At 38.3% G+C, this 14511-nt stretch carries 16 protein-coding genes; 10 read left to right on the top strand and 6 right to left on the bottom strand.

Annotated features, from left to right (window positions below):
* Positions 1-48: 48 nt before the first annotated feature.
* From FW778_RS08880 to FW778_RS08890, 3 genes are read left to right on the top strand one after another with little or no spacing between them, the layout of a single operon-like run.
* Positions 49-1200, top strand: coding sequence for a hypothetical protein (locus tag FW778_RS08880; protein WP_150414242.1), 1152 nt, complete (start codon positions 49-51; stop codon positions 1198-1200).
* A gap of 31 nt (positions 1201-1231) precedes the next feature.
* A complete protein-coding gene (locus FW778_RS08885) occupies positions 1232-2137 on the top strand; it encodes a metal ABC transporter substrate-binding protein (RefSeq protein WP_202552125.1) in 906 nt (301 codons plus the stop codon).
* Positions 2138-2163: 26 nt separating this feature from the next.
* On the top strand, positions 2164-3006 hold the full coding sequence (locus FW778_RS08890; protein WP_150414244.1) for a metal ABC transporter permease: 843 nt from the start codon (positions 2164-2166) through the stop codon (positions 3004-3006).
* 101 nt (positions 3007-3107) lie between these two features.
* On the opposite strand, the gene FW778_RS23075 is transcribed toward FW778_RS08890, so the two are convergent.
* Complete coding sequence (locus FW778_RS23075; protein ID WP_202552126.1) at positions 3108-3254, bottom strand: hypothetical protein; 147 nt, start codon at positions 3252-3254, stop codon at positions 3108-3110.
* Positions 3255-3431: 177 nt separating this feature from the next.
* Here FW778_RS23075 and FW778_RS08895 point away from each other — a divergent pair, with 177 nt between their 5' ends.
* From FW778_RS08895 to FW778_RS08910, 4 genes are all read left to right on the top strand, one after another.
* On the top strand, positions 3432-4958 hold the full coding sequence (locus FW778_RS08895; protein ID WP_150414245.1) for a sensor histidine kinase: 1527 nt from the start codon (positions 3432-3434) through the stop codon (positions 4956-4958).
* A 471-nt stretch (positions 4959-5429) separates the two neighbouring features.
* Positions 5430-6074: a YHS domain-containing protein gene (locus tag FW778_RS08900; RefSeq protein WP_150414246.1), complete on the top strand. Its 645-nt coding sequence runs from the start codon at positions 5430-5432 to the stop codon at positions 6072-6074.
* A 958-nt stretch (positions 6075-7032) separates the two neighbouring features.
* A complete protein-coding gene (locus FW778_RS08905) occupies positions 7033-7356 on the top strand; it encodes an MmcQ/YjbR family DNA-binding protein (protein ID WP_150414247.1) in 324 nt (107 codons plus the stop codon).
* A gap of 309 nt (positions 7357-7665) precedes the next feature.
* Positions 7666-8013 (top strand): hypothetical protein, encoded by a 348-nt coding sequence (locus FW778_RS08910; RefSeq protein ID WP_150414248.1) that lies wholly within the window; start codon positions 7666-7668, stop codon positions 8011-8013.
* A 151-nt stretch (positions 8014-8164) separates the two neighbouring features.
* On the opposite strand, the gene FW778_RS08915 is transcribed toward FW778_RS08910, so the two are convergent.
* The 3 genes from FW778_RS08915 to FW778_RS08925 all read right to left on the bottom strand — a co-directional run bounded on the left by FW778_RS08915 (position 8165) and on the right by FW778_RS08925 (position 10285).
* The gene (locus FW778_RS08915; RefSeq protein ID WP_150414249.1) at positions 8165-8686 is read right to left on the bottom strand and encodes a transposase; all 522 of its coding nucleotides are present in this window, start codon (positions 8684-8686) and stop codon (positions 8165-8167) included.
* 352 nt (positions 8687-9038) lie between these two features.
* On the bottom strand, positions 9039-9560 hold the full coding sequence (locus FW778_RS08920) for a transposase (protein ID WP_150414250.1): 522 nt from the start codon (positions 9558-9560) through the stop codon (positions 9039-9041).
* A 392-nt stretch (positions 9561-9952) separates the two neighbouring features.
* Positions 9953-10285, bottom strand: coding sequence for a hypothetical protein (locus tag FW778_RS08925; RefSeq protein ID WP_150414251.1), 333 nt, complete (start codon positions 10283-10285; stop codon positions 9953-9955).
* Between the two features lie 71 nt (positions 10286-10356).
* Between FW778_RS08925 and FW778_RS08930 the strand changes: the two genes are divergently transcribed.
* The 3 genes from FW778_RS08930 to FW778_RS08940 all read left to right on the top strand — a co-directional run bounded on the left by FW778_RS08930 (position 10357) and on the right by FW778_RS08940 (position 12487).
* A complete protein-coding gene (locus tag FW778_RS08930; RefSeq protein WP_150414252.1) occupies positions 10357-10974 on the top strand; it encodes a fibronectin type III domain-containing protein in 618 nt (205 codons plus the stop codon).
* 194 nt (positions 10975-11168) lie between these two features.
* Positions 11169-11504: a helix-turn-helix domain-containing protein gene (locus tag FW778_RS08935; protein ID WP_150414253.1), complete on the top strand. Its 336-nt coding sequence runs from the start codon at positions 11169-11171 to the stop codon at positions 11502-11504.
* A gap of 671 nt (positions 11505-12175) precedes the next feature.
* A complete protein-coding gene (locus tag FW778_RS08940; protein ID WP_150414254.1) occupies positions 12176-12487 on the top strand; it encodes an MmcQ/YjbR family DNA-binding protein in 312 nt (103 codons plus the stop codon).
* A 225-nt stretch (positions 12488-12712) separates the two neighbouring features.
* On the opposite strand, the gene FW778_RS08945 is transcribed toward FW778_RS08940, so the two are convergent.
* On the bottom strand, positions 12713-13189 hold the full coding sequence (locus FW778_RS08945; RefSeq protein ID WP_202552127.1) for a hypothetical protein: 477 nt from the start codon (positions 13187-13189) through the stop codon (positions 12713-12715).
* Between the two features lie 149 nt (positions 13190-13338).
* Positions 13339-14511, bottom strand: a complete 1173-nt coding sequence (locus FW778_RS08950; protein WP_202552128.1) for a type II restriction endonuclease — start codon at positions 14509-14511, stop codon at positions 13339-13341.

Genomic DNA, 14511 nt, shown 5'->3' on the forward strand with positions numbered 1-14511 from the left:
CTAAAGGTATTCTTACTCAAGTATAAAAATGAAACTATAAAAACAAGTATGAAATTAATAGTAGTTAATCTTTTTTTTCTCCCTGCTCTTTTTATCAGCATTATATCTTTTGCCCAGGTTCCTGCAGACAGCACTTCAACAGATTCTGTATTACTGAAACAGGTGGAACAGCAAATGCAGGCCAGTGCAACTGAACAACCGGCTCCTACGCAAACACGTTCCAGCCTTACCTTCAATCCTGATATAGGCGTTATTGGAGATTTTCAGTCTTCTTATGTAAGCCGGGCTAAAAAGAACTTTGATATGTATTTAAATGAAACAGAAGTTTCGTTGCAGGCAGTTGTGGATCCTTATATACGTGCAGATTTTTTTCTTACGTTTGGAAGAGATCCGCTAACAGGCAAATATGGCGCTGCAGTGGAAGAAGGATACCTTACCACGCTTTCTTTGCCTGCAAAACTGCAACTGAAGGTGGGAAAATTCAGGGAAGCGGTGGGCAGAATAAATCCAACACATCCACATGCACTTCCTTTTATTGATTTACCAAATGCCTATGTGAATTTATTTGGCGAGGAGGGACTGAATGATGAAGGTGCATCGCTTAGCTGGCTGATGCCTACTAAAGCATTTTACCAGGAACTTATATTCCAAACCACATCAGGATTTTCCGAATCCCCGGCTTTTACCCGTAGTGAAGGAAATCATTTGGTATATCTCGCCCATCTTAAAAATTTCTTTACCCTTAGTGATAATGCTACATTAGAATTAGGCCTTACAGGAATTTCCGGACCAAACGATTCTTCCAGAACCACGAATATTGCTGCCGGCGATTTAACTTACAAATGGAAACCAGTTCAATTGAATACGTACCATTCCGTAACATGGCAAAGTGAATTTTATTATAGTAATAATCATAATGCGCCGGGCAATACCATTAATTCATTTGGCTTATATTCCTTTTTTCAATACCAACTGGCACAAAGATGGTTTTTAACAGCAAGGTATGATTATGCGCAAAAACCTTATAATAAATCAATAAGGGAACAGGCATATTCATTAACAGCAGGATGGTACGCTACAGAGTTCTCTAAAATTGAGCTGGAAGCAAAAACAACCGATGATAATATCCAGGCGCGGTTTTACCAGGCATGGTTGCGGTGGATATTTGTAATTGGCGCACATGGCGCACATCAATATTAAAAAAAATTATTTTAAAGATAAAATCAACAAGATGAAAAAAAGATTAGTCATAAGTATTTCCCTTTTATTTTGGGGTTTCGCATTTGCCAATGCAGGCACGATTAAAGTAGTAACTACTACCACCGACCTGAAAAGCATTACTGAATTAATTGGCGGCAATAAAGTATCGGTTTCTTCTATTGCAACGGGATACCAGAATCCTCACTTTGTAGATCCCAAGCCAAGCTATATTATCAACCTTAGTAATGCCGATATGTTTGTGACTTTAGGGCTTGATCTTGAAATTGGCTGGTCTCCCCAATTATTAGCAAGTTCAAGGAATACAAAAATTCAGAAAGGTTCAGCAGGATATGTAGATGCCTCCCAGGGTATAGGTTTGTACCAGGTTCCCACCTCTGCAAACAGGGGAGAAGGAGATATTCATATTTTTGGAAACCCACATTACTGGCTCGATCCGCTGAATGGAAAGGTAATTGCAAGGAATATAGCAAACGGACTGGAAAGAATTGACCCTTCAGATAAAGCGATGTATGAAAATAACCTGCAGGCCTTCTTTAATAATATAGATATAAAGATGAGGGAATGGCAGGCTGAAATGGCTCCGTTTAAAGGATCAAAAGTAATTGCCTACCATAATGAATGGGTTTATTTTGAAACCCGTTTCGGACTGAAGATCGTTGACTTTATGGAACCTAAGCCGGGCATACCGCCAACGCCCTCGCAGTTAGTAAAAGTAATTGGAGAAGTGAAAGCCAACAATATAAAAGTGATTATTTCATCGCCTTATTTTTCCACTTCATCATCTGATGTTGTAGCAAAGCAAACCGGAATTAAAGTTTTAACAATGGCCACTTCAGTAGGCGCATTCCCATCAATAAAAAATTATTTTGACTTATTTGATTATGATATTAAGCAGCTGAGCGCAGTGCTTAAATAATATTTATAAATTAAATTTGGTAGATTATGTTTGATATGTTTCAATTGCCATTTATGGTACAGGCTTTTACAGCTGCCATGATAACAGGCATTTTATTATCTTACCTGGGCGTACATGTTGTAGGGCGGGGAATTGTATTTGTTGACCTCGCACTCGGGCAGATTTCATCATTGGGCGTGGCTTTCGGGGCTTTTATCGGCACCGGCCTTACTTCAATTCCACTGATATTTACCTTAGTGGGTGCGCTTCTTATGTCGTTCATTAATATACACGACAAGAGACTGAAGCAGGAGGCAATCATCGGAATACTCTATGCATTTTCATCCGCTCTTACTGTGTTACTTATTTCAAAAACACCGCATGGCGATTCTGACATACAGGAAGTATTATTCGGAAATTTATTATCAATAAGCTGGCAGCAGATATCATTGATTGCTATTGTTTTCGGCTCTATTGCATTGGTGCATTTAATTTTCTTTCGTAAATTTTTTGCATTAACTGAATCATTTGAAAACGGGGAAAATCACCTGGTAGGCATTTTTAATGTCTGGAATTTTCTTTTCTATATGTCCATTGGTTTGGCAATTGTATTTGCAGTAAAAGTGAATGGGGTAATACCTGTTTTTTCTTTCCTTATTATTCCGGCTGTCTCGGCTATATTGATTTCAAAAAATAAAATAGTTGTAATAATAGTGGCATGTATTCTTAGCATACTGGCAAGCTTTTTTGGATTGAGTTTTTCATTCCATTACGACTTCCCGGCGGGCTCTTCCATTGTAACTGTATTGGGGATTATTTTTGTTTTGGCTTCATTATATAATATCCTGAAATCTCAGGTAAGCAGGAAAAAAGAGAAAGTAATTATATGAAGTATGCTGCATAGAAACGGGAAACTAATATCTCTTTTAAGCAACATTCATTTCTAAATTCCCATACATTACCGCAGGCGCCCGGGATGATAATGTATGTTTTAACCTGTTAAATGTTGAGATAAATTTTTGAATGTTTTTTTATTTTCTATCACGTCTATAATGCCATCACTCCTGGAATGGCTTTTAAGATTTCTACCCCTTGCAGGTGTTCCCCTGTCCCCGTTAGCAGGGATGATGCAGATCACTCATAGTTTTGACCTTCCTCATAGTTATTCACCCTTCTGACCAATATATTTATTACAATACTGCCAGGGAGAAGGCAATTGACGATTTACATATATGGCGGTTTGAAAAGGAAACAGAATTATGCAATCGTCCGGATGCAATACAAAATTCTTAACCGGGAAATGTAACAGGAAGCAATGAAGAGCAGAGCACAACCAGGAAGTATAAATAAAGATGGCGTTGATTATAAATATGCATTAGATGTATCCAATATTGTAGCTATAACCGATCAAAAAGGAATTATACAACACGTTAATGAAAACTTCTGCAGAATTTCAAAATACACAAAAGATGAGTTGATAGGACAGGATCACCGTATCATCAACTCAGGCTATCATTCAAAAGAGTTTATTCGAAATCTTTGGGTAACTATTGCAAAGGGTAATATATGGAAAGGCGAAATAAAAAATAAAGCAAAAGACGGAACTTTCTATTGGGTGGATACTACCATTGTTCCTTTTCTCGACGAACATGGAAAGCCATTTAAATACCTTGCCATCCGGTCGGACATTACAGAACGTAAACGCGGTATTGAGGAGCTTAAAGCCAGTGAAGAAAAGTACCGGGATATTTATGAAAACACTATGGTACCAATGGTAACCACAGATATGCGGTTATTAAAAACAATTAGGGTTAATGAAGTTTGCTCACAGCTTTTCGGATACAAATCACCAACCGATTTTTTAAATAATTATGATCCATCAGCTCATTTCATAAACCTTGAAGAGAGAAAAAAAAACTTAGAAACGCTGGCAGAAAAGGGCGAAATAAGAAACAGGGTGATAGAAATGAAAAAATTAGATGGCACCCACTTTTGGGCCGATATGTATATTAAATTAAATGCTGATAAAAGTTTAGCGCAATCCTTAATAATAGACATTTCGAAACAAATACGCTCCCGGGAAATACTGGAGGCCAAAGTAAAGGAACGAACTTTAGAACTTACCGAATCGATCAGGCGTGAAAAAGAATTAGGTGAAATGAAATCACGTTTTGTTTATATGGCATCCCATGAGTTTCGCACTCCTTTATCTATTATTCTTTTAAACGCCTCTTTAATCGGGATGGCCAACGAACCGGAAGCCGAAGAAGAAAGGTTAAAGGCGGTAGATAATATTTTCTCTTCTGTAAAAAATCTTAGTGGCATCCTTGATGATTTTCTCCTGCACGAAATGTTGACGAAAGGTATTATCCAACCGGAAAGCATCGTCTTTAATTTACCCGGATTTTTAAAGAAGGTAGGGGAAGAAATGGCGGCAATGGCGAATGAAAAGAACCAGCAGGTTAAATATTATCACCATGGCAGGGAAATCATTGAGCAATCACAAAAAATACTGAAAAATATAATATTAAATCTGCTTTCCAATGCCATCAAATATTCTCCCCGGGAAAAAGAGATCCAGGTTATTTCATCTGTTGCTGATGATATGGTATCCATCACTGTAAAAGATAATGGTATTGGAATTTCACAGGAGGACCAACAAAAATTGTTCACCGAATTCTTCCGGGCCGGGAACGCAGAAAATATAAAGGGCACAGGCCTGGGGCTAAGTATTGTAAAGAAATATGTTGAATTGCTGGAGGGAAGTATTAGTGTGATAAGTAAACCTGGTGAAGGCACTGCATTTACTATCGAATTTTCACAGAATAAATCCATTGTATAAAGCTGCATAAGCGATTACTGTATTAGCAGGTTTTTCAGAGGCATGATATCAGTGCCTTCCGGGAATTACCGCAACGTTTATATTTTTTGTTTTCTGGCTGGTGTTTTAATGTATGGTGGCATGTTGTTATTAAAAACTTTATTACATAGCTGAGAGGGACAAACGATTTGAAAAGAAGTTTTTGGAAGTTGCACAGCGGCCGCCGACACAACTGGCTCAGTGAACACCGACATTGGCTAAAATTTGACCTGTGAACCCAGCATTTTACTTCCCGGCGCGTACGCTTAAAAAAATATTTCTTTGTTTTTTAAAGCGAATCATTAAATTATATCACAGGCCGACTTTGCTGAAAAGAAAAATTACTTTTGTTATATGAATTTACGTACCCAAGGGAATAGAGCCAGGAAATGAAGACGGTAAAAAGTGAGGAAATAAAGACACTTGCGTTGTGAACCTTTTGTATTTTAAAATATGGAAACAAACATAGCAATAATGATGGCTGATCTTTCTGGCTATACCGCCATGACCGAGGTACATGGAGCTGATTCCGCGGCCGGCATTATTGATAAATACCTTTCTCTTGTAAATAAATCATTGGTGGGCAGCAGCCATTTACACCAGCGGGTAGGTGACGAAATGGTGATAGTAGCAGACTCAGCTGAAGACCTTGCCTATACTGCCATCTTTCTTTTTGAACAGGCCCAGGATCAGAATCAATTTTTACCACTGCATGCCGGCTTACATTATGGACCTATCGTAAAAAAAGATGGTGATTATTATGGGAGCACCATCAATACTGCATCAAGGATCGCATCGGTAGCAGAGAAAGGCCAGATATTTTGTTCAGCCGAATTTTTAAATCAATTGCCGGAAGGCCACCCCTATATTGTGGAGCGAAAGGGTATGCATGTACTCAAAAATGTAATGAAACCCGTGGAATTATTTCACATGTCCTGCTGTATTGAATTCATGACTAAAAAGTATGTGATCGATCCAGTATGTCATATGCTTATCAAATCACCTGCGGACGCTCTTCAACTGGAGTATAAAAAAGAACGCTATTATTTCTGTTCGCAGAAGTGTGTTGACATATACAAGTCCTTAAATAATATTTAGTGACCGTAATCCTTGTTTCTATCTCAAACCCGCGAGGCCAGTGGGGTTATAAAAACAAAAAATAACGCCCATCTTTAACACGAGTTGTGCTTCATTAAATAGCCTAAAAAACCTGGAAGTTTTTAAAGCCTTAATAAAAAACAGGTCGCCCGGGAAATCATTAAAAAGGAAACCCGATTCCAAAGGGGTTTGCAAATGTCAGAACCGTTCTCTCCCTTTTACTCGTTTCGTTTATGCGTTGATGTTATTTAGGTCGTTCATAAACATTTAACAACCTTTGCACTGCATAAACTGTTTACCTGGTATAAATTATTTTGACTTAAGATTCTGTGAATCCAGCAATTTTTTTTGCATTTTTTTTCTCGCTAAAGGGCCTTCATTCGCCTTGTTAAGGTCTTATAGTAGCGTTAAAAATATTTTATTCGTTATTGGAAGGAAATAAATCGCCGTTTATAATTGACAATAATGTCCGTAGTCACAGACGTACGGACAGTGGCTCTTTTAATTATAAGGTTACTTCAGATAGCAGGGGGGTAAACGATTTTCGAAAAATTTGCACAAAATCATTCCGGTGGGCGCTGGTGCTAACAGGACAGGTAGCTGCATCATTAAAAACAAAAAACCGGATGTTAATCCGGCTTTCATTTTTTTAATTCAAAAACTAACTTTTTATGTACATATGGAATAACGGAGTGAGGTAAATAATTATTGTATAAGCGCGCTTCTTTTGTATTGATGACAGGTATACCGGGTTTTCGGCAAGATTACTTTACATCCCCAGCTTTGTAAACTCAGCCTTGGTTGGCACACGAAACAATTATCTGTTCATGGAAGTTGGCAAAGCAAAACATACGCACAGCAGCTAAATTAAAAATGCCTGCTCCCGCTGCCGCAGTAATTTTTACACGAAAGAATACATTTCTTATATTTAAGAATCTAACACCTCATCATATACTTTATGACTCCAGGAGAATTTGAAGAAATGGCCTTATCATTCCCCGGGACGGTTTCCCAGCCGCATTTTGAGAGGACCGCATTTAAAATAACCGGCAAAAGAATTTTTGTCACACTGCATGAAAAAAGTGAATCCGTAAATATGCTGCTGACTCCGGAAGAGCAAAAAGCATTCAGTTCTATAGACGAATCCATTTATCCTGTTCCTAATAAGTGGGGCCTACAAGGCTGGACTACTTTTGAACTAAAAAAAGCTGAACGGCCCGTAATACTCGATGCACTGAACAGTGCTTATGAAAATGTTTTGAAAAAGAAGCAGGCAACTTGAATAGCAGTCATTGGTGAATAGTGGCCATAAAAATAAGTTCTACGATTGCAGAATAGGATTTCCCTTGAATCAACATGCTGGAATTTTAAATTCCAGCTTCTATAAGAAAAAAATGCCAATAAACGGGTTGTCCGCTTTGCTACTAAATCTGATCTTGCCGATCCTGTGCATTCGGATAATTATGTATTTGAATATATATATAACAGTAACGGGTACCTGTCGACAAAAAATCTATATATAAATGGTTCCAGGCTTCCAAACTTTAGTACGGCCTATACTTATTCCGGTAATTTATTAACCAACTGCGTAATGACAGCTGCAAGCTCCGGTAATTTAAAAGTTCTTGAATCGACTCTCACTTATGATAATTCTTTAAAGATAAAAAACTGGATATATACTTTCCCTGATGCGCTGGAAGGATATGTATATTTAACCGTGTTGAATTTTGGCAACCATGCTGCCAATCCATTAAAACAGGTTGTTACTAAAATTTATGATCCTTCCTCAGGCAACTTGCTTGATACCTGGACAACTAATTATGGCAATTATAAGGTTGACCTGAATGGCTATCTTTTGTCCGGAGAAGCTAGCGGAGATTTGCAACAGGGAATCGCAGCTTTTTATGGTAAAACAAATTTTTATTATAGTTGCCATTAAGATTTGCTATGAAAACCCACCGGGACACTAAAGGAATAGAACCCTCCCGGAACTACAACCGTTTATATTTTTTGCTTCTTGCTGCTATTTTAATGTATTATGGAGTTTTGCAATTAAAAACCCCTGCTAATGTTGGCGTCCCCGCCAACATTTAATAATCATTGAAATGACTCAGCCAGGAAAAGCTCTTTATCCCGGTTTCATAAAAAAATGCCGATGACCACTTATATTCTTCCGGCGAGCCAGCCAGGTTCCAATGTTGCTGGCAGGGATTAAAATGAATGTAATTCAATTTTTGCCGAAAAAATTTTTGGGTCCAGCATTCTTTCACCATTGGCTCTCTTTCCCAAAACTGGTAATCCCGGTCTGAGCTTTTTACAGAATATTTTTGCAGAGTAATAGCATCTTTTGTCTTTAAATGTCTTTTAAATTCGTGGGCAGTAAAGCTAAATAGCGCCCCCTGAACATCCTCCCTGTCGAAGCCGTCCGAAATTTTCCAAAGCATATGGATGTGATTTGGCATTATGACAAAAGCGTTTATAGTACATTTCTTTTTCTGAACAAGCCATTCAAAAGAGCTGATAATGATATTTTTAAAAGCGTCACTTACTAAAAGATGTTCCCAGTTAAAAATCGTTCCGGTTAAAAATTCAGTGTGATAAGTTTGAAGCATCAATAAATATAAATATTATATGCTGATTATAAATACAGATGTTGGCGGGACGCCAACATCAGCAGGAGGAACACCGGCAATGGCAGAGTTAAGTGCGGGCCAATGCAAATCATTGTATCGTTACCCGGAGTAAAGGAAGGGCTACTTTTGTATTTTATATCAACACTATCTGGCATTTTGCAGCAATTAAGGTTTACAATAACAGAGTAAAGCCCACTTTAACTACATTATAAAAAGATTGTGTGTTGTTATCCTGCCAAATTCCCTTGGTTGAAAGAATTAGTTTATTAAGGTTCGTATTGTATTCTTCGTCGGTGGTTACCCCTGCTAATGTTGGCGTCCCCGCCAACATTTAATAATCATTGAAATGACTCAGCCAGGAAGAGCTCTTTATCCCGGTTTCATAAAAAAATGCCGATGACCACTTATATTCTTCCGGCGAGCCAGCCAGGTTCCAATGTTGCTGGCAGCGATTAAAATGAATGTAATTCAATTTTTGCCGAAAAAATTTTTGGGTCCAGCATTCTTTCACCATTGGCTCTCTTTCCCAAAACTGGTAATCCCGGTCTGAGCTTTTTACAGAATATTTTTGCAGAGTAATAGCATCTTTTGTCTTTAAATGTCTTTTAAATTCGTGGGCAGTAAAGCTAAATAGCGCCCCCTGAACATCCTCCCTGTCGAAGCCGTCCGAAATTTTCCAAAGCATATGGATATGATTTGGCATTATGACAAAAGCGTTTATAGTACATTTTTTTTTCTGAACAAGCCATTCAAAAGAGCTGATAATGATATTTTTAAAAGCGTCACTTACTAAAAGATGTTCCCAGTTAAAAATCGTTCCGGTTAAAAATTCAGTGTGATAAGTTTGAAGCATCAATAAATATAAATATTATCTGCTGATTATAAATACAGATGTTGGCGGGACGCCAACATCAGCAGGAGGCATGATATTAGCGCCCTCCCGAAATTACAGCCGTTTATATTTTTTGTTTCTTGCTGCTGTTTTAATGTATTATGGAGTTTTGCTATTAAAAACCCTATTACATAACTGAGAGGGGTAGACGATATTGAAAGGGTTTTTGGGAAACCGCACCAGCTGACGCTGGCGGGAACGGGGAGACTCTCCCCGGGACTTAGAAACCAGGTCAACACACAACAATTTATTACACCACTTTCCGCGTATCATTCTCCCGTAAAAAGATTTTATGAGTCACTTTTCGTTCAACATTCTCCCGTAAAAAAGTTTTACACTTCACTTTTCGGCTTTCATTCGTCCGTAAAATAGTTTTTTGCGTCGCTTTTTATCATCAACTGTATGTAAAAAGTCTTTAGTTGCGGTTTTGCGTCATCCTTGATCCGAAAAAAAGTTTTTAGCATTGCTTTTCCGGCATCATTCTCTCGTAAAAAAAATTTTTGCGTCACTTTTCGGGTAACCCTTGCCGGTAAAAATATTTTGTTCGCTGCATTTTTATATTGTTTTAGTAAAGGCATGCAGCCATAACCGTTAGTTGCCCTATACCCCTGCCGGCAAATATTTTGTTGTTGCATCTTACAAAACCCAACAATTTTCGCCAAAAGGCAACAATCGGTAAATGGCATAAAATAAATTTACGGTGCCCCTGTTATACCTCTTAACCGCGATATTGCGGTCAACCAAAAAATCCATTACCATGAGATTACAAAAGATCTGTCTCAGCTTCCGTAGCTATAGTGATGCGGATTTTCAGACAAAGGCTGTCTTCATTCTTACGAGCATGACGGGTAACCCTGCTTTTACTGATCCCATCCCTACGCTTGCAGAAGTGCAGACTGCCGTTGGTAATTACAGTAGCGCCCTGTCGGCTGCTGCGGGCCTGGGCCTCATAAATGTGGCCCAAAAGAACAAAGCCCGCCGCGAGCTGGAAGCGTTGTTGCAACAGCTGGGTATGTATGTAATGTATGTAGCAAATGGCGATGCCGCCATACTCACCAGCAGTGGCTACACCCTTACAAAAATGCCTGAGCCTTCGTACATCTCCAATCCCGGAAATGTTACCCTCAAAAACGGGGTTACTTCCGGCGAACTGGTAGATTCAGTACCGAAGGTAAACGCAGCAAGGGTTTACTTCCACGAAATCTGCGACACGGCTCCAACCGAAACAACCACATGGACCCGTTACCAGAGCAGCAAGGCCCGGTTTGTTTTCACCGGCCTTACACCCGGCAAACAATACTGGGTGAGAGTGGCAGCCGTTGGCACCGGTGAGCAGATTGCTTACAGCACCGTGGCTACTCAATTCGTTCAGTAGAGCGAATGGTATTTCTGTATGCTGTTACCCCGCCGGGTAACAGCTTTTTTTTTGCAAGCTGCCGGTTCTATTTAATCCGGGTTTCAAAAAATTTGTAATTCAAAAAAGTATTTATAAATTTATTATTCTATAAACAATAGCGCTTATTGAGAAAGCCACCCCACGACTTGTAACAATAAATCTCTATTGCAATTATGAAGGAAAAAGATCCACTCTTGCCCGAAGATGGAACCGGGGAGGGTAACGAACAGCCTGACTCCAGCAACAATGAACAGGTTCCCGGGCAGCCACCACCCAACCATACCTGGTATACCCAGGACGAGATGCTGGCAAAACTGGGCATGCACCCCAACACGCTGAAAAAACACCGCCAAAAAGGGCACATTGGTTTCAGCAAAGTAGGCGCTAAATTTTTTTACACAGAAGAAGGTTACCAGAAATTCCTGATGCGCTTTTACAAGGGCCCGCTCTTGTTGCTTTGGGCATTATCGTGGCTGGCTGATAGTTTTGAGCTGGCTGCTGTTTTTTAAAAGTAACCGATGGCATAATATTGATGGCTGGCAAACCGGCCTTCCTGGTTATTATAGCTTTTATATGTATAGCCTTAGGAATACTTTGCCTTATAACTGCAGTGCAGAAGGTAAGTTTTATGGAAAAGTGGAAAAAAAGGGAACACAGCCTTCCCGTAATTACAGCCGGTTAAATTTTTTGTTTCTTGCTGTCGTTTTTATGTATTGTGGAATTTTGTTATTAAATACTTTATTACATAACTGAGAGGGATAAACGATTGTGAAAAGTTTGCGCAAAGTCATCCCGGTGGGCGCTGGCGCTAACAGGAAGAGTACCTGCAGATTAAAAATAAAAAACCGGATGTTAATCCGGCTTTCATTTTTCAACTAAAAAACTAACTTTTTATGAACATATTGAATAACGGAGTGAGATAAATAATTATTGTATAAGCCCGCTTTTTTTGTATTGATTACAGGTATACCGGGTTTTCGCCAAGATTACTTTACATCCTCAGCTTTGTAAACTCAGCCTTGGCTGGCACACGAAACAATTTTCTGTTCATGGAAGTTGGCAAAGCAAAACATACGCACAGCAGCTAAATAAAAAATGCCTGCTCCCGCTGCCGCAGTAATTTTTACACGAAAGAATACATTTCTTATATTTAAGAATCTAACACCTCATCATATACTTTATGACTCCAGGAGAATTTGAAGAAATGGCCTTATCATTCCCCGGCACGGTTTCCCAGCCCCATTTTGAGCGGACCGCTTTTAAAATAACCGGCAAAAGAATTTTTGCTACACTGCATAAAAAAAGTGAGTCCGTAAATATTCTGCTGACACCGGAAGAGCAAAAAGTATTTTGTTCTATAGACGAATCCATTTATCCCATTCTTAATAAGTGGGGGCTAAAGGGCTGGACTACTTTTGAATTAAAAAAAGCAGAACGGCCTGTAATACTGGATGCACTGAACAGCGCTTATGAAAATGTTTTGAAAAAGTAGGCAACCTGAATGATGTATGATTTATCATGAATACCAGTTGCGGGTAATCCTATCGGGATATTGCTATTTAGGTGCCTGGCCACTTATACCAGTTTTCTTTTTTAAGAAGTTTTCTATTAGTGGCCTGGCGCCCTGGAAGGCATTAGAAAGAACCAGGTGTGAAACCCCGGTGACGAAAGTATTCTCCGCTCTTTTGCTCCCACAAGCGGGGAAATAAGCCCAACCTTATGTAACTTTTATGGTTTGTTTGAATAAATTGATTCTTTTTTCGATTTCTTGCCTTTGACTTAATTTTTCTTTACTAGTGGTAGAGGGTAACCCAGATGTTACCAAGCGTAGTTGCCCAACAATACGTGGCTCGATATCTACATAAATAAAAGCTGCATGATAATCAGCATAGATACCATCAAGCCGAACCCGATTCCCATTATTTGAAGGAATGTCCTCCTTTTTCTCAGCATTCCATAAACTCTTTTTTAAAAAGATATCATAACCTAATTCTTCAAAAGCATCGAGTATATGCCGGCTTGAAACGTTGAAATCAAAATATTTGCTGAATATCCGATCAATCGTTGAACTGATGTATTCAATTTCATTCTTTTCACCCTTTCGTTTATTTCCTCGCTTCGGTAAAAAACCTGTTATGAATTTTTTAAGGATATCAGTACGATTTGTATCTAGCTTTTCAATCTTGTCCATCATCTTTTTTAATACAAAATAAGACTTAATTGGAGAAAGTCCGCTGAGGCATAATTCGCTCTGGATAGGATCCATCCATATCATCACGGGAGTTAGGTTTATAGCGCCTTCGATTATAATATAATTTGAAAGATAAAAGTTCTATTTTTCTATTACTGTCTAGTGGAAACTTCATTTATGAATCCATCGAGAGTTAATATTTTACTTCTAAACTCTTCGGGAAAACTTTGTAAATATGTTTTCGGCACAACTAAACACACATCGTACTTATACATTTCTTCAAGCTGATTTTTCGATATTCCTTGTTGTAATGTAAAAAGATGTTTAGTCTTGACTCTGTCTGCTTCATTTAATATTTGCCGCCAACGATCTTTGCATGTGGTCTTCGCTGCAAGAACGAAGAGTTTTTTATTATCAAATTTTGGATTTAAGTAGGCGTCCAGTCCAGGAAAAATAAAATCAGGCTTTTTATTATCTTCTGTTACGGTCTGCGATGCGAAGGATATGGAAAAGGTATTAAATATTTCTGATAGATGGTGCTCTAAAGATTTACCTGCCCTACTCTTCCTTCTGTTTAGAATTGTATTTGCAGTTATAACAAGTTCTTCGACTGTTTCGAAAGGAGTTTGAATTCGTTTTAAATATCTATCATTTTCAATTGTTTTAAATAACTGGAATTCTGCATCAAGCCAATTTAAAATTTCTTTGTCAGGATTAGCTTTAATTATTTTATCAGTTATTGAATAAGCATTGTTATAGCAATTTCGTGCATTTTTGGCAAGCTCTATGGTAGTTGGAAAATCGATTTTGAGGGAGCTAAGAAATTTTAAGAAACATTCATATAAATTTTCTGCTGCAGTTTGTTCAAATTGTTTAGGAATTATCCCATTTGTATCGGTTGATGAAATATTCAACTCTGCAAAAAAATCATCAATGTCTTCATCTGTTTTTAATACAAATGCTTCGTAATACTCATCGCTCTTTTTGCATATTATTAAAAGGTTACCGATATTTTCATCGCTGAGAAAAGGAAATCCTTTTCCAAATCTTGTTAAACGATATTCATTCCTCGTGCCTGTACCATAATAAATAAAACGGCTGGAAGTTTCAAACGAATCTTGCCATTTAATGGTTACATATTTATCTTTATTAGAGCCCTTTATTCCTGGTTCCGGAAAGATAAGTTTCCATGAATTTTTGTGGATATGAAAGCCCGCCTGATGGGCTCCGGTAGAACCTGTATCATTTGCAGTTATATATTTCGAAAACGAAATAATAGAACTTTGAATCGATTGAATTGCCTTTTGTAAAAAGGTTTCCATCAT

The organism is Ginsengibacter hankyongi (assembly GCF_008710285.1).
GTDB classification, from domain to species: domain Bacteria; phylum Bacteroidota; class Bacteroidia; order Chitinophagales; family Chitinophagaceae; genus Ginsengibacter; species Ginsengibacter hankyongi.

Excerpts from the sequence above, each read along its gene's own strand:
- FW778_RS08930 (WP_150414252.1), top strand. The coding sequence starts at position 10,357 with ATGAGATTACAAAAGATCTGTCTCAGCTTCCGTAGCTATAGTGATGCG.
- FW778_RS08890 (WP_150414244.1), top strand. The coding sequence starts at position 2,164 with ATGTTTGATATGTTTCAATTGCCATTTATGGTACAGGCTTTTACAGCT.
- FW778_RS08925 (WP_150414251.1), bottom strand. The coding sequence starts at position 10,285 with ATGCCATTTACCGATTGTTGCCTTTTGGCGAAAATTGTTGGGTTTTGT.
- FW778_RS08880 (WP_150414242.1), top strand. The coding sequence starts at position 49 with ATGAAATTAATAGTAGTTAATCTTTTTTTTCTCCCTGCTCTTTTTATC.
- FW778_RS08920 (WP_150414250.1), bottom strand. The coding sequence starts at position 9,560 with ATGCTTCAAACTTATCACACTGAATTTTTAACCGGAACGATTTTTAAC.
- FW778_RS08895 (WP_150414245.1), top strand. The coding sequence starts at position 3,432 with ATGAAGAGCAGAGCACAACCAGGAAGTATAAATAAAGATGGCGTTGAT.
- FW778_RS08940 (WP_150414254.1), top strand. The coding sequence starts at position 12,176 with ATGACTCCAGGAGAATTTGAAGAAATGGCCTTATCATTCCCCGGCACG.
- FW778_RS08910 (WP_150414248.1), top strand. The coding sequence starts at position 7,666 with ATGACAGCTGCAAGCTCCGGTAATTTAAAAGTTCTTGAATCGACTCTC.
- FW778_RS08905 (WP_150414247.1), top strand. The coding sequence starts at position 7,033 with ATGACTCCAGGAGAATTTGAAGAAATGGCCTTATCATTCCCCGGGACG.
- FW778_RS08915 (WP_150414249.1), bottom strand. The coding sequence starts at position 8,686 with ATGCTTCAAACTTATCACACTGAATTTTTAACCGGAACGATTTTTAAC.
- FW778_RS08935 (WP_150414253.1), top strand. The coding sequence starts at position 11,169 with ATGAAGGAAAAAGATCCACTCTTGCCCGAAGATGGAACCGGGGAGGGT.
- FW778_RS08950 (WP_202552128.1), bottom strand. The coding sequence starts at position 14,511 with ATGATGGAAACCTTTTTACAAAAGGCAATTCAATCGATTCAAAGTTCT.
- FW778_RS08945 (WP_202552127.1), bottom strand. The coding sequence starts at position 13,189 with ATGATGGACAAGATTGAAAAGCTAGATACAAATCGTACTGATATCCTT.
- FW778_RS08885 (WP_202552125.1), top strand. The coding sequence starts at position 1,232 with ATGAAAAAAAGATTAGTCATAAGTATTTCCCTTTTATTTTGGGGTTTC.
- FW778_RS08900 (WP_150414246.1), top strand. The coding sequence starts at position 5,430 with ATGGAAACAAACATAGCAATAATGATGGCTGATCTTTCTGGCTATACC.